The organism is Staphylococcus sp. HMSC055A09, from assembly GCF_001809655.1.
Lineage (GTDB): Bacteria > Bacillota > Bacilli > Staphylococcales > Staphylococcaceae > Staphylococcus > Staphylococcus capitis.
In genome coordinates this window covers 1-18,279 of the sequence record NZ_KV798351.1, presented here as the reverse complement: position 1 = coordinate 18,279, position 18,279 = coordinate 1, and the positions used below count along the sequence as shown (strand labels likewise).

General features: G+C 34.2%; 15 protein-coding genes. 11 read left to right on the top strand and 4 right to left on the bottom strand.

The genetic code is table 11. The features are described 5' to 3' along the window. Positions 1–277 precede the first annotated feature (277 nt). The gene (locus HMPREF2642_RS01120; RefSeq protein ID WP_070597558.1) at positions 278–2,215 is read left to right on the top strand and encodes an ABC-F family ATP-binding cassette domain-containing protein; all 1,938 of its coding nucleotides are present in this window, start codon (positions 278–280) and stop codon (positions 2,213–2,215) included. 341 nt (positions 2,216–2,556) lie between these two features. Then, complete coding sequence (locus tag HMPREF2642_RS01115; RefSeq protein WP_070597556.1) at positions 2,557–4,173, top strand: MutS-related protein; 1,617 nt, start codon at positions 2,557–2,559, stop codon at positions 4,171–4,173. Between the two features lie 106 nt (positions 4,174–4,279). Here the strand turns inward: HMPREF2642_RS01115 and tsaD are convergent, their stop codons facing one another. Genes tsaD through tsaE form a run of 4 tightly spaced genes read right to left on the bottom strand, consistent with a single transcriptional unit; the run spans position 4,280 to position 6,843 of the window. After that, a complete protein-coding gene (gene tsaD, locus HMPREF2642_RS01110; RefSeq protein ID WP_049428163.1) occupies positions 4,280–5,308 on the bottom strand; it encodes a tRNA (adenosine(37)-N6)-threonylcarbamoyltransferase complex transferase subunit TsaD in 1,029 nt (342 codons plus the stop codon). Next, on the bottom strand, positions 5,305–5,766 hold the full coding sequence (gene rimI / locus HMPREF2642_RS01105) for a ribosomal protein S18-alanine N-acetyltransferase (RefSeq protein ID WP_049428088.1): 462 nt from the start codon (positions 5,764–5,766) through the stop codon (positions 5,305–5,307). Before rimI ends, tsaD begins: the two co-directional genes overlap by 4 nt. After that, positions 5,739–6,401: a tRNA (adenosine(37)-N6)-threonylcarbamoyltransferase complex dimerization subunit type 1 TsaB gene (gene tsaB / locus HMPREF2642_RS01100; RefSeq protein ID WP_070597554.1), complete on the bottom strand. Its 663-nt coding sequence runs from the start codon at positions 6,399–6,401 to the stop codon at positions 5,739–5,741. Before tsaB ends, rimI begins: the two co-directional genes overlap by 28 nt. Next, positions 6,382–6,843: a tRNA (adenosine(37)-N6)-threonylcarbamoyltransferase complex ATPase subunit type 1 TsaE gene (gene tsaE / locus HMPREF2642_RS01095; protein WP_168997727.1), complete on the bottom strand. Its 462-nt coding sequence runs from the start codon at positions 6,841–6,843 to the stop codon at positions 6,382–6,384. The genes tsaB and tsaE overlap by 20 nt, the downstream gene beginning before the upstream one ends. 442 nt (positions 6,844–7,285) lie before the next feature. On the opposite strand from tsaE, the gene ilvD reads away from it, so the two are divergent. The 9 genes from ilvD to ilvA all read left to right on the top strand — a co-directional run bounded on the left by ilvD (position 7,286) and on the right by ilvA (position 17,989). After that, positions 7,286–8,974 carry a dihydroxy-acid dehydratase gene (gene ilvD / locus HMPREF2642_RS01090; RefSeq protein ID WP_070597551.1) on the top strand — a complete coding sequence of 563 codons (1,689 nt, stop codon included), beginning with the start codon at positions 7,286–7,288 and terminating at the stop codon, positions 8,972–8,974. A 142-nt stretch (positions 8,975–9,116) separates the two neighbouring features. Continuing rightward, a complete protein-coding gene (ilvB, locus tag HMPREF2642_RS01085) occupies positions 9,117–10,790 on the top strand; it encodes a biosynthetic-type acetolactate synthase large subunit (RefSeq protein WP_227489937.1) in 1,674 nt (557 codons plus the stop codon). Next, positions 10,790–11,023 (top strand): ACT domain-containing protein, encoded by a 234-nt coding sequence (locus HMPREF2642_RS01080; RefSeq protein WP_002436904.1) that lies wholly within the window; start codon positions 10,790–10,792, stop codon positions 11,021–11,023. Before ilvB ends, HMPREF2642_RS01080 begins: the two co-directional genes overlap by 1 nt. A 128-nt stretch (positions 11,024–11,151) precedes the next feature. After that, positions 11,152–12,156 carry a ketol-acid reductoisomerase gene (ilvC, locus tag HMPREF2642_RS01075; RefSeq protein ID WP_049428083.1) on the top strand — a complete coding sequence of 335 codons (1,005 nt, stop codon included), beginning with the start codon at positions 11,152–11,154 and terminating at the stop codon, positions 12,154–12,156. Positions 12,157–12,172: 16 nt separating this feature from the next. Then, positions 12,173–13,708, top strand: a complete 1,536-nt coding sequence (locus HMPREF2642_RS01070; protein WP_070597549.1) for a 2-isopropylmalate synthase — start codon at positions 12,173–12,175, stop codon at positions 13,706–13,708. Next, the gene (leuB, locus tag HMPREF2642_RS01065; RefSeq protein ID WP_070597548.1) at positions 13,705–14,748 is read left to right on the top strand and encodes a 3-isopropylmalate dehydrogenase; all 1,044 of its coding nucleotides are present in this window, start codon (positions 13,705–13,707) and stop codon (positions 14,746–14,748) included. The genes HMPREF2642_RS01070 and leuB overlap by 4 nt, the downstream gene beginning before the upstream one ends. Before the next feature lie 17 nt (positions 14,749–14,765). Further along, positions 14,766–16,136, top strand: coding sequence for a 3-isopropylmalate dehydratase large subunit (gene leuC, locus HMPREF2642_RS01060; protein ID WP_070597546.1), 1,371 nt, complete (start codon positions 14,766–14,768; stop codon positions 16,134–16,136). After that, a complete protein-coding gene (leuD, locus tag HMPREF2642_RS01055) occupies positions 16,137–16,706 on the top strand; it encodes a 3-isopropylmalate dehydratase small subunit (protein ID WP_002436916.1) in 570 nt (189 codons plus the stop codon). 14 nt (positions 16,707–16,720) lie between these two features. Then, positions 16,721–17,989, top strand: a complete 1,269-nt coding sequence (ilvA, locus tag HMPREF2642_RS01050) for a threonine ammonia-lyase IlvA (RefSeq protein ID WP_023349990.1) — start codon at positions 16,721–16,723, stop codon at positions 17,987–17,989. Positions 17,990–18,279: the final 290 nt, after the last annotated feature.

The following is an 18,279-nucleotide window of genomic DNA, read 5'->3' as shown; positions in this document are numbered from 1 at the left end:
AATAAACAAATAATTGCCTTCAATGAATACTTAAATATTATACATTATTGATTTTTAAAAATAAATATCTCAGTTTCATGTAATGCGCGAATGCTGTAAAATAAAGATAATTGAGTCAATAAATAGCTTAATCGTCATACCTTATGAGGTAGATGTACCCTATTATTAAAAAATAATGCTTAACTATTTAAAATTCACATAAAATTAAAATTTTTTAAATCTTATTGATTACATATAGTCTATAACTATTTAATAGAATTAGAAAGGTGAGAATCGAATGATACTTTTACAACTTAATGACATCTCGAAATCGTTCGATGGTGAAGATATTTTTACTGATGTAGACTTTGAAGTTAAAACTGGTGAAAGAATTGGTGTCGTTGGTCGAAACGGTGCAGGTAAATCTACATTAATGAAAATCATAGCCGGCGTAGAAGGTTACGATAGTGGTCATATATCGAAAATAAAAAATTTAAAAATGGGTTACCTCACGCAACAAATGACACTTAACTCCACGGCTACTGTCTTCGAAGAGATGTCAAAACCATTTGAACATATAAAAAATATGGAAAACTTAATTAAAGAGGAAACAGATTGGTTGGCACAACATACAAATGAATATGAAACCAAAACTTATCAAGAGCATATGGAACGTTATGAATCATTAACAAACCGGTTTGAACAACTTGAAGGTTATCAGTATGAAAGTAAAATAAAAACAGTTCTTCACGGGCTTAATTTTACTGAAAGTGATTTTAATAAACCCATTAATGATTTTAGTGGTGGTCAAAAAACACGACTTTCTCTTGCTCAAATGTTATTGAATGAACCCGACTTACTATTGCTAGATGAGCCAACAAACCACTTAGATTTAGAGACTACTAAATGGTTAGAAGATTATTTAAAATATTTCAAAGGCGCCATTATCATAATTAGTCACGATAGATATTTCCTAGACAAAATAGTTACTCAAATTTATGATGTTGCCCTTGGAGACGTTAAACGTTATGTAGGTAATTATGAACAATTTATTGAGCAACGTGACCAATACTATGAAAAACGTATGCAAGAGTATGAAAAGCAACAAGAAGAAATTCAAAAATTAGAAACATTTGTTGATAAGAATATTACACGCGCTTCAACAAGTGGCATGGCTAAAAGTCGACGTAAAACGTTAGAAAAAATGGAACGTATAGATAAGCCTATGATTGACGCTAGATGCGCAAATATTCAATTTGGCTTTGAAAGAAATACAGGTAATGATGTCATGCATATTCGTGACCTAAAAATTGGTTATGATTCACCTATCACTCAACCTATTAATATCGAAGTATTCAAGGGGGATCATATCGCAGTGATAGGACCAAACGGCGTAGGAAAAACGACACTTATCAAAACAATTGCCGATAAGCAAAACAAACTTGGTGGAGAAATTACTTTTGGAGCAAATCTTCAAATAGGCTACTATGACCAAAAACAAGCTGAATTTAAATCAAATAAAACAATTTTAGATTACGTTTGGGACCAGTACCCTACTATGAATGAGAAAGATGTACGTGCTGTACTAGGTCGTTTCTTATTTGTACAAGAAGATGTTAAAAAAATAATTAATGACCTATCTGGCGGTGAAAAAGCTCGTTTGCAATTAGCTTTATTAATGTTGCAAAAAGACAATGTGCTGATTTTAGACGAACCTACCAACCACTTAGATATCGATTCAAAAGAAATGTTAGAACAAGCGTTAAATCATTTTGAGGGTACAATAATATTTGTTTCTCATGATAGATATTTTATTAATCAGCTTGCAAATAAAGTATTTGATTTGAATCATGAAGGTGGACAGATATATCTCGGGGACTATCAATACTATATTGAGAAAACTGAAGAAGCTGCTGCACTAAAAGCTCAAGAAGAATTGAAGAATTCTTCTTCAAAAACCAATAACAATAATGACACTTCTATTTCTTCTTCAGCATATTCAAGTCAAAAACAACAGAAAAGTCATCAACGTAAAATCGAACGTCAGATTGAACAATGTGAAACTAAGATTGAAGAATTTGAAACTCATATTTCTTATATTGAAACACAATTAACTCAGCCAGAAGTATTTAATGATCCAATGAAAGCTGCAGAATTAGCTGAGGAAAAAAATAATACCGAACAAAAATTAGAACAAGTAATGTTAGAATGGGAAGAATTACAAGAAAAATTATAAATATCCATTTATTATTGAGACACTTAAAGGTAGAATTTCTTACTTTTTAGTGTCTTTTAGTATGTTATTACACAAATTTTATTCACACGCTATATTGTTAATTTGATAGCTATCCACATACTTATCCTAGTTATCCACAAGTAAATTAACACTTTCGCTAAAAATTATTCGAGTTATACACGGTAATATCCACACTTTTCAACAGTGTTTATCCACAGTTTACACACATTTTGTTGATAAGTACGCACGTTCCCTATTGACATCTTATATTTAGTATGAAGATTTGAGTCTAAAATTTATTTATGAAATAATTTAACTATAACTATATTGAGGAGACATTTATGACTAATAATCAGACGTTTGGACTCATCGTTCTTATCTTTATTATTTTAATAGCGATTGTAAATATCACCGTTTCATTTATCGAAAGGAGAAAAACAATCGCTAAAATTAATACGCTTTGGGATAGGAAAGCTAAATTAGAGACATTTATAAGGCCTAATTCTAGGTTTGATGCTCAATACCAAGAGTATAAGGATAATTACACTGAACAACATCCTCTTATAGATGATAAAACTTGGTCAGATTTAAATATTGAAGCTCTATTTCATAAAATAAACTTTAATTTTACCGCTATTGGAGAAATGAAATTATATGCTACATTAAGAGGAATGTTCTCGATTGAAAATCAATCACTCATCAAGCGTTATAGCGAGGATAAATCTTTTCGTTTAAATGTATCTTACATACTTTCTAAAATAGGCAAAACTGTATACCCATTATTCCCAGATCAATTAACACCAATTCCTAAGAACAATCTCTTAATGTTTTGTCCTTTATTACCTTTAATTGCATTTTTATCTATATTTATTTCACCAGAAATAGGAGTCTTTTTATTTATTGGAAGCTTCTTCTTAAATATTGTGCTTTCTTTAAATTTAAAGAAAATTTATGAACAGGATTTAAAATCAATCTTTTATACTGCTAATGTAATCAAACAATGTAAGGCTTTGTCTAAGATAGAGGGAACACCTGACATAAATATTAATTTTAATCACTTTAAAAATTCTCGACGTTTTAGTGGATTGCTAGCTCAATTAGAATCCAATGATGTTGTAGGCAGTACGATAATGCTTGTCAAATTAATGTTTATGGTTGATTATGTTTTATTTCATCTAATACAACATAGTTATTTTAAATATCAAAATGAAGTCGAAGAATGTTACGACTATATTAGTACACTAGATAATCACTACTCTTTAGCTATGTATAGACGTACGTTAACTCATTATTGTATACCTCATGCTGATCAATACATGGAGGGTATGCATTTTCAAAGTTTAATTCATCCACTAATAGATGAAGAAGTGGCCGTTCCTAATGATTTAAACTTGGATACCAACCTTCTACTTACAGGTTCGAACGCTTCTGGTAAATCGACTTTCATGAAGGCTGTAGCACTGAATGTTATTATGGCTCAATCCCTTAATATTGCTACTGCTGAATCATTTAACTACCAACCAGGTTACGTTTTTACTTCAATGGCTAACGCAGATGATGTACTCTCAGGGGACAGCTATTTTATGGCTGAATTAAAGTCAATTAGACGACTTTTTAATATTCATACACAAGCTAAAATTTACTGTTTCATAGATGAGATTTTTAAAGGAACTAATACAACTGAACGTATTGCTGCTTCTGAATCAGTACTCAGCTATTTAAATGAACTGCCAAATTATCAAGTTGTTGCAGCTACGCATGATATTGAATTGTCCACCCTATTAGAAAAGGATTACCATAATTATCACTTTAATGAGTCTATTCAAAACAATGAAATTTATTTTGACTATAAAATCAAACCAGGCAAAGCAAATACGCGCAATGCGATTGAATTGCTTAGAATTACTCATTTTCCAGATGATATTTATCACCGCGCTAAAACACAAGTAGATGAATAAGTTGACTTTTGACAGTAATAACTATTGAAATATTTATACAATAATAAAAGCACTATATAACGTAATATTAACAGTTAAGTTTATACGTTTTATAGTGCTCTTTTGTTTATTTACTCATCGTAAAATCTTCTATGTCTATATTATTTTCACCGTTTAAAGCTAAATCACCTCGTAATCCAGCCTGATAAAGATAATGACCCGCAGCTCCAATCATTGCAGCATTGTCTGTACATAAGGATGGACTTGGGATCGTTAAAGTAATGCCTTCATTATCACAAGCTTCTTTGAGTGATGTTCTTAATCCTTTATTGCTTGCTACACCCCCTGCCACAATAAGTCGTTTAACGTCATAAGATTTACAAGCATGAATAGCTTTATAAGTTAATACTTCAACAACGCTGTTTTGAAAACTTGTAGCAACATTTTCTTCTACAATTTCTTCATTTTTTTGTCTTAGATTATGCAATTTATTAATGACTGCACTTTTTAATCCACTGAAGCTAAAATCGTAGCTATCCTTTTCAAGCCAAACCCTTGGAAAATCATAAACATCTTGACCTTGAGTAGCTAGCTGATCGATTTGTGGTCCTCCAGGATAAGGTAAGTTAATCGTACGAGCCACTTTATCATAAGCTTCTCCAACAGCATCATCTCTCGTCTCACCAATAACTTCAAAATTCAGGTGATCTTTCATATAGACTAACTCTGTATGACCACCGGAAACGATTAAAGCCATTAATGGAAATGTAAGTGGTTGCTCTAAATGATTTGCATAAATATGGCCAGCAATATGGTGAACAGGAATAATAGGTTTATCATAAGCGAAAGCGAGCGTCTTTGCAGCATTTATTCCTATTAATAATGCACCTATTAATCCTGGACCTTGCGTCACTGCTATAGCATCAATCTCGTGCATAGTCACGTTTGCTGAGTCAAGTGCCTCTTCAATCGTAGCTGTTACACCTTCAACATGATGTCTACTTGCGACTTCAGGAACAACTCCACCAAATCGTTTATGACTATCAATTTGACTTAATACTGTATTAGAAAGTATTTCTTGACCATTTCTAATCACACTTACACTTGTTTCATCACAACTGGTTTCCATCCCTAGAATTAAAGTTTGTTGTGTCATTTTAAATTCACCCACATCACTAGTGCATCCTCACCTTCACCATAATAATTTTTTCTTTTTCCACCATATTCAAATCCTAAATTCTGATATACATGTTGCGCCACTACATTATCTAAATGAACTTCTAAACTCATTACTTCACAGGTATGACTTGCGTAATTTTTAACATATTTAAGTAATAATTGACCTAGTCCGTACCCTCTATACTGTTTTTTAATGGCGACTGTTGTAATTTGAGCTTGATCTATAACAATCCACATACCTAAATATCCAATAATTTTATCATCATATTCAATTACAAAATATGTTGCAAATTGATTCTGTTCTATTTCATGATAAAAGGCATCAATCGTCCATGAACTATCATTGAAGCTTTCGCGCTCTATATCAAAGACTTGAGGAACATCTTCAACACTCATTTTCCTAATATTTAATTGTTCTTCTGTTGGTCTAACCAATTTCTTTCCGCCTCTGATAATTTATGATATTTCGGTGTAAATGAATGGATATTTTCAGGTTGTTGAATTAAGGATTTCATAACTGAAGCTTTAGGTAAACTTTCAATCACTTCGCTATCTAATAAATGCTTTATATTTTCTAAATTAAACCCAATAAAAACATATTCTTGATTTAGCGCATGAAGTTTATCTTTTAAATCATTAATTGATAAATATCCATCCTCAATGATTGTAGTTAATTCACCATTAACGTATTGATAAACACCTGTATAAACCGCTTCTCTTCTTGCGTCAAAGATAGGTACTAATAATCTATGCTCATCTTTAATAGTTGCAGCAAGAGCTTTAAGTGATGACACACCATATAATCGAGTTTGTAAAGCGTAAGCTAACGTTTTAGCCACAGTCACACCGATTCTTAAACCTGTGTATGAACCCGGTCCTTCTGCAACAACTATGTCTGTGATTTCTTGTTTATCAACTAGAGACTGTTCAAATAACTTTTGAATCTCAGGCATCAATTGAACTGAATGATTTTGTTTAATATTTGTAGTTTGTTCAATTAACACTTTTTCATCCTGCATGAGTGCAACTGATAACGGCTGATTAGATGTATCAATGAGCAGATAATTCATTGATAACAACCTCCCTTAACATTTCGTAATGTGCACCTTGTGCTTCAATCATTATTGTACGTTCATTTTCATTTATAACATTAATGTTGATTGTCAAATGTTGATAAGGTAATAAATCAGAAATAAACTGACTCCATTCAACGACCGTAACAGCATGGTCTTCGAAATATTCCTCAAATCCTAAATCTTCTTCATGGTCTTCCAAACGATAGCAATCCATATGATGAAGTTTGAGTTCATTCCCTTTATAAGATTTAATAATATTAAATGTTGGTGAATTAATAGTTCGTTTCACACCTAAAGCTTTTCCTATAAACTGTGTTAAAGTCGTTTTACCAGCACCTAAATCGCCGTTCAATAAAATTAAATCTCCTGATTTTAAATTTTTCACTAAAACATCAGCAAATTCTTTCATCTCATCTAAATTGTGTATAGTAATCAACATTCATTCTCCTATTTACGAAGATACATTATTATTTCGTCCTTTATTAACTCATTCATTGTAACAAATTTTATTATAAATTTCTTTGTGAAAATTCTAGAAACATCCTTAAAATAATTGTTAGAAAATTCTATATTTTTATTGACACGCTATTTCACATGTAGTAAATTAAGTTTATCAAATTTTAAGACAATTCAAATTATTGAGAATACTTTACCATTCAACGAAAGGAGTATAATAAAATGACTTATCATACATCACATTATCTACCGACAACTCAAAACATTATTATCATTTTATTATACTCGTTAGGACTCGAACTTTAGTTAGTTGAACTACTAAATGTTTAAGTCCTATTTCTAGTTGAATGGGACTTTCAAACGTCCCAATTATTATTGGGACGTTTTTTATTGTTCTTAATACTCATACGGGGGAATCAAATATGCGAAGCGACATGATCAAAAAAGGAGATCAACAGGCTCCAGCAAGAAGTCTTTTACATGCGACGGGCGCTCTTCAAAAACCTACAGATATGAATAAGCCTTTTGTGGCAATTTGTAATTCTTATATCGATATCGTACCAGGACATGTTCACTTAAGTGAACTTGCTGATATCGCGAAAGAAGCTATTCGTGAAGCGGGTGCAATCCCTTTCGAATTTAATACGATTGGTGTAGATGATGGCATCGCAATGGGACACATTGGAATGAGATATTCATTACCTTCGAGAGAAATTATTGCAGATGCAGCTGAAACAGTAATTAATGCACATTGGTTCGATGGTGTGTTTTATATTCCTAACTGCGATAAAATCACTCCGGGCATGATACTCGCTGCGGTACGTACAAATGTCCCTGCAATTTTTTGTTCAGGTGGCCCAATGAAAGCTGGTCTATCTGCTCACGGTAAAGCACTTACTTTATCTTCAATGTTTGAAGCAGTCGGCGCTTTTAAAGAGGGGTCTATTTCTAAAGAAGAATTTTTAGATATGGAGCAAAATGCCTGCCCTACTTGTGGTTCATGTGCTGGTATGTTCACAGCAAATTCTATGAACTGTTTGATGGAGGTTTTAGGACTCGCCTTACCTTACAATGGAACAGCTTTAGCAGTTAGTGACCAACGTCGTGAAATGATTCGTCAAGCTGCTTTTCGATTAGTAGATAATATTAAAAATGATATAAAACCAAGAGACATCGTTACACGAGAGGCAATTGATGATGCTTTTGCATTAGACATGGCAATGGGCGGCTCAACTAATACTGTGTTGCATACATTAGCAATCGCAAATGAAGCAGGCATTGATTATGACTTAGAACGTATTAATGAAATTGCGAAAAGAACACCCTACCTTTCAAAAATCGCCCCTAGCTCTTCTTACTCTATGCACGATGTACATGAAGCTGGTGGTGTTCCAGCTATTATCAATGAGTTAATGAAAAAAGATGGTACGTTACACCCAGAAAGAATTACAGTCACTGGTAAAACATTAAAAGAAAATAATAAAGGAAAGGAAATTTCAAACTTCGATGTTATACATCCTCTCGATAGTCCCTATGATCACGAAGGTGGACTTTCAGTACTTTTCGGTAATATAGCTCCCAAAGGTGCAGTGATTAAAGTAGGTGGTGTAGATCCCTCTATTAAAGTCTTTAAAGGGAAAGCTATTTGTTTTAACTCTCATGATGAAGCTGTTGAAGCAATTGACAATCATACTGTACGTGAAGGTCATGTTGTAGTTATTCGCTATGAAGGTCCTAAAGGCGGTCCGGGAATGCCTGAAATGTTAGCTCCTACTTCCTCTATTGTTGGCCGAGGATTAGGAAAAGATGTGGCTTTAATTACTGATGGTAGATTTTCAGGTGCTACAAGAGGTATTGCTGTGGGACACATTTCCCCAGAAGCAGCATCTGGTGGCCCTATCGGATTAATTAGAGATGGAGATGAAATTACAATTGATTTAACAAATAGAAAGTTAGATGTTGACCAGCCACAAGAAGAACTTTATCGCAGACGTGAAGAGCTACAACCATTTAAAGCAAAAGTAAAAACAGGATATCTGGCTAGATACACCTCTTTAGTCACAAGTGCTAATACAGGTGGTATTATGCAAGTTCCAGAAAACCTTATTTAATTAGGAGATGATTACGATGTCTAATCAAAAAGAAAGCCCCTCTTTTACAACGGTAACCGCGATTAGTAAAGAAAATACTGATACATTTAATGTTTCTGAATCACAAGAACCAGAATATCTTCAACAACAAACTGTTAATCAAATGCGTAGTGGTTCTCAACTTTTAGTCGAAGCTTTACAACATGAGGACGTTGATTTTATTTTTGGTTACCCAGGCGGTGCTGTATTGCCACTTTATGACACATTTTATGATGGGCAAATCAAGCATATCTTAGCAAGACATGAACAAGGTGCAACCCATGCCGCAGAAGGATATGCACGTGTCTCAGGTAAAACTGGTGTAGTTGTTGTCACTAGTGGCCCAGGAGCTACAAATGCAATTACTGGTATCACAGATGCACATAGTGATTCTTTACCTTTAGTCGTTTTTACAGGTCAAGTAGCAACACCAGGAATAGGAAAAGACGCTTTCCAAGAAGCAGATTTACTTTCTATGACAACACCAATTACTAAACAAAATTATCAAATTAAAAATGTTGAGGATATTCCAAAAATAGTTCATGAAGCATTTCATGTGGCTAATTCAGGAAGAAAAGGTCCTGTCGTCATTGATTTCCCGAAAGACATGGGAATTTCATCAACAAACGTTGGTTTATCAAATGAAATCAATTTGCCTCATTATCAAGTTAAAAGTGAACCAGAAGATATAGACATTAAGACATTAGTTTCATATATTAGTAAATCTAAAAAGCCTATTATTCTCGCAGGTTCAGGTATCAATCATTCTAAATCAAATCAATTATTAACAGAATTTGTCACTAAACATCAAATCCCTACCGTAACCACACTATTAGGTCTTGGTGCAATACCTTACGAACATCCCCTGTTCTTAGGAATGGGAGGCATGCATGGTTCATATGCAAGTAATATGGCACTCACTGAATGTGATTTACTCATTAATTTAGGTAGTCGTTTTGATGACCGACTAGCTAGCAAACCTGATGCATTTGCACCAAACGCTAAGATAGTTCACGTAGACATTGATCCTTCAGAAATCAATAAAGTCATTCAAACAGATTTAGGTATTGTTGCCGATTGTAAACTCGTTTTAGAAGCTTTATCTTCTGAGAATGTCACAACAGCTCATCATGAAGAATGGATTCATTATTGTAAACAGAATAAGCAAAAACATCCATTTAAATACGATAAAAATGAAGATGATACATTTAGTAAACCTCAAAAGGCAATTGAATACATCGGAAAAATTACAAATGGCGATGCAATCGTCACTACTGATGTAGGTCAACATCAAATGTGGGCTGCTCAGTTCTACCCTTTCAAAGACCATGGTCAATGGGTAACTAGTGGCGGATTAGGTACGATGGGATTTGGTATTCCTTCTGCGATTGGTGCACAACTCGCTTCCCCTGATAAAACTGTCGTATGCTTCGTCGGAGATGGTGGTTTCCAAATGACTAATCAAGAAATGGCGCTATTGCCTGAATACAACCTGAACGTGAAAATAGTGTTAATCAATAATGGTACGTTAGGTATGGTTAAACAATGGCAAGACAAATTCTTTAACCAGCGCTTCTCTCATTCAGTATTTAATGATCAACCTGATTTTATTAAAATGGCTGAAGCATATGGTATCAATGGATATCTAATTGATTCACCGGACAAACTTGAATCACAAATCGATGCAGCTTTCAATCATAATGGTCCAGCATTAATTGAAGTTCGCATCTCTCCTGTAGAACCTGTCAATCCTATGGTACCTAGTGGTAAATCTAATCACGAGATGGAGGGATTATAATGAAACGTACAATTCAATTTGTGGTCGCCGACCAAGTGAGTACATTACATCGTATTACAAGTGCATTTGTTCGATTACAATGTAACATTGATGAGCTGCATGTTAAGAGGTCAGATAATGAAGGTATTTCTAATCTAGAACTGAAAGTACATATTGAAGACGAAGCTGCTTTCAATATTGTATTAAAAAAGTTAGAACAACAAATCAATGTATTAAGTGTTACGAGTGTTTAAAAAATTGTTTGATGCGCTAGCGATGTAAAAAAATTGATGATTGAGACATAACTATCATCTTACATATTTTTATAACATAAATATTTTGAAAATTAAGAATTTTTAGGAAGTAATTGGAGGAATTCACTATGACAAAAGTTTATTATGATCAATCAGTTGAAAAAGATGCTTTACAAGGTAAAAAAATTGCAGTAATTGGTTACGGTTCACAAGGACATGCACACGCTCAAAATTTAAAAGACAATGGTTATGATGTAGTCGTTGGTATTCGACCTGGTCATTCTTTCGATAGAGCTAAAGAAGATGGATTTGATGTTTATCCAGTGAATGAGGCTACTAAACAAGCAGATGTAGTAATGATTTTATTACCTGATGAAATCCAAGGTAATGTATATAAAAATGAAATTGAACCTAACTTAGAAGCAGGCAATGCATTAGCTTTTGCGCACGGATTTAACATTCACTTTGGAGTTATTCAACCCCCTGCTGATGTAGATGTATTCTTAGTAGCACCTAAAGGTCCTGGTCATTTAGTAAGACGTACCTTTGTAGAAGGTACTGCTGTACCAGCATTATTCGGTGTACAACAAGATGCTTCAGGTCATGCACGTGATATCGCACTAAGTTATGCCAAAGGTATTGGCGCAACACGTGCTGGTGTTATTGAAACTTCATTCAAAGAAGAAACTGAAACTGATTTATTCGGTGAACAAGCTGTACTTTGCGGGGGTATCCATAAATTAATTCAAAGTGGTTTTGAAACTCTAGTAGAAGCTGGATATCAAAAAGAATTAGCATACTTCGAAGTATTACATGAAATGAAATTAATCGTTGATTTAATGTACGAAGGCGGTATGGAAAACGTTCGCTACTCTATTTCAAATACAGCTGAATTTGGTGATTATGTATCTGGACCACGTGTTATCACTCCAGAAGTTAAAAACAACATGAAAACTGTATTAGAAGATATTCAAAACGGTAACTTTGCTAATCGTTTTGTTAAAGATAATGAAAATGGCTTTAAAGAATTTTACCAATTACGTGAACAACAACATGGTCATGAAATCGAAGCGGTTGGTCGTGAATTAAGAAAAATGATGCCATTTATTAAAGCTAAAAGTATTCAAAAATAATAAGGAGATGTTAAAAATGGAAAGCCATATTCAAATTTTTGATACAACACTAAGAGACGGAGAACAAACACCGGGAGTCAACTTTACCTTTGACGAAAGATTGAAAATTGCTAAGCAATTAGAAAAATGGGGAGTCGATGTCATAGAAGCTGGATTCCCCGCTTCAAGCTCTGGAAGTTTTAAATCAGTTGAATCAATTGCAAAGGCATTAACTACTACAGCAGTTTGTGGCTTAGCTAGATGTAAAAAGTCAGATATAGACGCTGTATATGAATCAACAAAGTTAGCTGCTAAACCGCAAGTACATGTGTTTATTGCAACATCCCCTATTCATTTAGAGCATAAATTAAAAATGTCTCAAGAGGAAGTATTAGCATCTATCAAAGAACATGTATCATACGCTAAACAATTTTTTGAAGTAGTACAATTTTCCCCTGAAGATGCGACTAGAACCGAAATTCCGTTCTTAATTGATTGTGTGCAAACTGCTATTGATGCTGGCGCTACCATTATTAACATCCCAGATACTGTAGGATTCAGTTATCCTACAGAATATGAACAAATTTTCAAAACATTAACCAAATCCATCCATTCTGAACAATCAATCGTTTTCAGTGCCCATTGTCATGATGACCTGGGTATGGCTGTATCTAATAGTCTGGCAGCCATTGAAGGTGGTGCACGACGCATCGAAGGTACTGTGAATGGAATTGGTGAACGTGCGGGTAATGCTGCGCTTGAAGAAGTTGCATTAGCACTTTATGTTCGACGTGATCATTATGGTATTGAATCCCAAATTAAACTTGATGAAACTAAGAAAACATCAGACCTCATATCACGATACGCAGGAATTCGAGTTCCAAAAAACAAAGCAATCGTCGGTCAAAATGCGTTTAGTCATGAATCGGGGATACATCAAGATGGTGTACTCAAACATCGTGAAACATATGAAATTATGACGCCTCAATTAGTCGGAGTAAGTACAACTGAATTACCTCTTGGTAAATTGTCTGGAAAGCATGCTTTTGCTGAGAAACTAAAATCATTAGGCTATGACATTAGCACTGAGGATCAAATCAACTTATTTAAACAATTTAAAGAAGTTGCTGATAAGAAAAAATCAGTTTCTGATCGCGACATCCATGCAATCATTCAAGGATCTGAGCATGAGCAACGAGCGATTTATCAATTAGAAAATTTACAACTGCAATATGTATCTAAAGGGCTACAAAGTGCTGTGGTCGTGATTAAAGATAAAAATGGAAAAACTTATCAAGATTCAAGTATTGGAACAGGTTCAATCGTATCTATATATAATGCTGTTGATCGTATTTTCCAAAGAAAGACAGAACTTATCGATTATAGGATTGACTCAATCACTGAAGGTGCAGATGCGCAAGCAGAAGTTCACGTTAGTTTAATCATCGAAGGTACACCAGTCAACGGTATAGGAATTGATCATGATATTTTACAGGCTTCTTGTAAAGCCTATATAGAAGCTCATGCGAAATATATTTCTGAAACACAAAAGAAAGAAGGTATTCATTCATGAGTTACAAAATCGTAGCTTTACCTGGCGATGGTATAGGACCAGAAATTATAAATGGTACATTAGAGCTTCTCGAACTAATCAGTCATAAATATGACTTCCAGTATCAAATAGAACATCATCATTTTGGAGGTGCGGCAATCGATAACTATGGTACACCTCTTACTGATGAAACATTAGAAGCATGTAAATGTTCAGATGCCATTTTACTTGGTGCAATTGGTGGTCCCAAATGGTCAAATCCTAAAAATCGTCCAGAACATGGGCTATTAAAACTTAGAAAGGCTTTAAATTTATATGTAAATATACGTCCAACCATTGTAAGTGAGGGTACCAGTCATTTATCTCCATTAAAACAAGAGCGAGTTGAAGGTACTGATTTAGTGATTGTCAGAGAACTAACTAGCGGTATTTATTTTGGTGAACCAAGTCACTATGATAATCATTCAGCTCTAGATTCACTTACTTATACTCGTGAAGAAATAGAGAGAATCGTTAGAGTTGCATTTAATTTAGCTCAAAATAGAAGAAAAAAACTAACATCCGTTGATAAAGAAAATGTATTATCTTCAAGTAAACTTTGGCGTCAAGTGGTGAATGAAGTTAAAGCGGATTATCCAGATGTTGAAGTCAACCACTTGTTAGTAGATGCCTGTAGCATGCATTTAATCACACACCCTACTCAATTTGATGTTATTGTTACCGAAAATTTATTTGGAGACATTTTGAGTGATGAAGCATCAGTAATACCAGGCTCACTTGGTTTATCCCCTTCCGCAAGTTTTGGGGAACAAGGGACACGATTATATGAGCCTATTCATGGCTCGGCACCTGATATCGCTAACCAAGATAAAGCTAATCCATTTGGTATGGTGCTATCTTTGGCACTTTGTTTAAAAGAAAGTCTAAATCAAGAACAAGCCGCAATAGAACTTGAAAAACATGTATTTAAACTCATTAAGTCTGGCCATACTACAGCAGATTTAGGTGGAAGTTACAAAACTTCTGAAATATTTAAACTACTAAAGAATAATTATTTATAAAAGGGAGGAGAAGTATTATGGGACGAACACTATTCGATAAAGTATGGAATAAACATGTTCTACATGGGAATGAAGGTGAACCACAATTATTATATATAGACCTACATCTCATACATGAAGTTACTTCTCCTCAAGCTTTTGAGGGACTCAGAATTCAGAATCGTTCATTAAGAAGACCTGATCTCACGTTTGCTACTTTAGACCATAATGTACCGACTATCGACATTTTTAACATAAAAGATGAAATAGCAAATAAACAGATTACTACCCTACAAAAGAATGCCAAAGACTTTGGCGTCCATATCTTTGATATGGGATCTGATGAACAAGGTATCGTTCATATGGTAGGACCTGAAACAGGTTTAACTCAACCAGGAAAGACAATTGTTTGTGGCGATTCTCACACCGCGACACATGGTGCTTTTGGTGCAATCGCATTTGGAATTGGTACAAGTGAAGTTGAACATGTCTTTGCTGCTCAAACACTTTGGCAAACTAAACCTAAGAATTTAAAAATCGATATAAATGGTAAATTACCTACCGGCGTTTATGCCAAGGATATAATACTCTATTTAATTAACCAATATGGCGTTGATTTTGGTACAGGATATGCCCTTGAATTTACAGGAGAAACGATTAAGAGTTTGTCTATGGAAGCTCGAATGACAATTTGTAATATGGCAATTGAAGCAGGCGCAAAATACGGTATGATGCAACCTGATAAGACGACTTTTGAATATGTTAAAGGTCGTCCTTACGCTACTAATTTTGATCAATCTATTGATTGGTGGCAAACTTTATATTCCGATGAGGATGCGTACTTCGATAAAGTTATTGAATTAGATGTTTCAAACTTAGAACCTCAGGTGACATGGGGAACAAATCCAGAAATGGGAGTTAATTTTAGCTCTCCTTTCCCAGAAATTAAAGATTCTAATGATGAACGTGCCTATAACTACATGGGACTCAAACCAGGTCAAAAAGCCGAAGATATTGAATTAGGCTATGTATTCTTAGGTTCATGTACGAATGCAAGACTCTCTGATTTAGTAGAAGCAAGTCATATTGTTAAAGGTAATAAAGTTCATCCTAATATCACAGCTATTGTAGTGCCTGGCTCCAGAACAGTTAAGAAGGAAGCTGAAGCACTAGGTCTAGATGTCATTTTTAAAGAAGCTGGTTTTGAATGGAGAGAACCAGGTTGTTCAATGTGTTTAGGTATGAATCCCGATCAAGTTCCTGAAGGTGTGCACTGTGCTTCCACAAGTAATCGTAATTTCGAAGGACGTCAAGGTAAAGGTGCACGAACCCATCTTGTATCTCCTGCTATGGCAGCAGCTGCTGCTATTAACGGTAAATTTGTAGACGTAAGAAAGGTGGTCGTATAGATGGAAATTCAACCTATTACAACATACACAGGTAAAGTTGTTCCCCTTTTCTACGACAATATAGATACAGATCAAATTATACCCAAAGTTCATCTCAAACGTATTTCAAAAACCGGCTTTGGTCCCTTCGCCTTTGATGAATGGCGTTATTTACCTGATGGTTCTGATAATCCAGAATTTAACCCTAATAAGCCAGAATATAAAGATGCTTCTATTTTAATAACGGGAGACAACTTTGGGTGTGGTTCAAGTCGTGAACATGCCGCTTGGGCTTTAAAAGACTATGGTTTTAATATTATTATCGCAGGTAGTTTTAGTGATATCTTCTATATGAATTGTACGAAGAATGCAATGCTCCCTATTACACTTGATAAGGAAGCACGAGAACATCTGGCTCAATTTGAAGAAATTACGGTAGATCTACCTTCGCAAACCGTATCATCTTCAGAACAAACTTTTGAATTTAAAATAGATGAAACATGGAAGAATAAATTAGTAAATGGACTTGATGATATTGCCATTACTTTACAATATGAAGATCTAATAGAAAAATATGAAAAAACATTTTAAGGGTGTGGAATATTATGACAGTTAAAACAACCGTTTCGACACAAGATATAGATGAAGCTTTTTTACGCCTCAAAGATATCGTGAAAGAAACGCCATTACAGCTTGACCACTATCTTTCTCAAAAATATGATTGTAAAGTATATTTAAAAAGAGAAGACTTACAGTGGGTTCGTTCTTTCAAATTAAGAGGCGCATATAATGCTATTTCAGTATTATCTGAAGAAGCTAAAAATCGAGGTATCACTTGTGCTAGTGCTGGTAACCATGCTCAAGGCGTGGCATACACTGCTAAGAAATTAAATCTTAGAGCTGTAATTTTTATGCCAGTTACTACACCTCTTCAGAAAATAAACCAAGTTCAATTTTTTGGTAGCGATAATGTTGAAGTCGTGCTAACTGGTGATACATTTGATCATTGCTTAGAAGAAGCTTTAGCTTATACTAAAGAAAATGAAATGAATTTTATTGATCCATTTAATAATGTATTTACAATTTCAGGCCAAGGAACACTTGCCAAAGAAATTATTGAACAATCCGAAGCAGATGGAGTAAAATTTGATTATTTATTTTCTGCTATAGGCGGTGGAGGCTTAATATCTGGTATTAGCACATATTTCAAGGCTTATTCCCCAAACACACAAATTATTGGTGTTGAACCTGCAGGCGCCTGCAGTATGTATGAATCTGTAGTCGTAAACAAACGGGTCATCACTTTAGATCACATTGATAAATTTGTTGATGGTGCTTCAGTAGCCAGAGTTGGAGATATTACATTTGATATAGCTAAGCATAATGTAGATGATTATGTACAAGTAGATGAAGGAGCAGTATGTTCTACTATACTAGATATGTACTCTAAACAAGCTATAGTAGCTGAACCCGCAGGCGCTTTAAGTGTAGCTGCTCTTGAAAACTATAGAGCAAAAATTAAAGGTAAAACTGTTGTATGTGTTGTAAGCGGTGGTAATAATGATATTAATAGAATGAAAGAAATTGAAGAGCGTTCATTATTATTTGAAGAGATGAAACATTACTTCATCCTTAATTTTCCTCAAAGACCAGGGGCTTTAAGAGAGTTTGTTAATGATGTACTAGGTCCTCAAGATGATATTACTAAATTTGAATATCTTAAAAAGTCCTCTCAAACAACAGGTACTGTTATCATTGGTATTCAACTTAAGCACCATAACGATCTCATTCAATTAAAAGAACGCGTAAATCAATTTGATCCATCAAATATATATATTAATGAAAATAAAATGTTATACTCTTTATTAATTTAAAAGGTACAAGGAAAGCTTGAAAATAATCTTACTATTGTAAGTATTATTTTCAAGCTTTTTCGTATGACCCAATTTCATCTGTTTTCTATTAGTTCTTAAATAAAAAAAGCTTGCGGTATATTACTATCTGGCATTTGGTTCTTTGGTTCTTAATGGCTTTGGCCATTAAGTAAGTAAAATTAAGTATTAAAAATACTTATTTTACTTTAGAACGTAAGCCGGCTACCATCAGCGCTAAGGCCCTTCCTCTGCTTCGAGACAAGCGCTCGCATCTTTCTTCATTTGCGTCT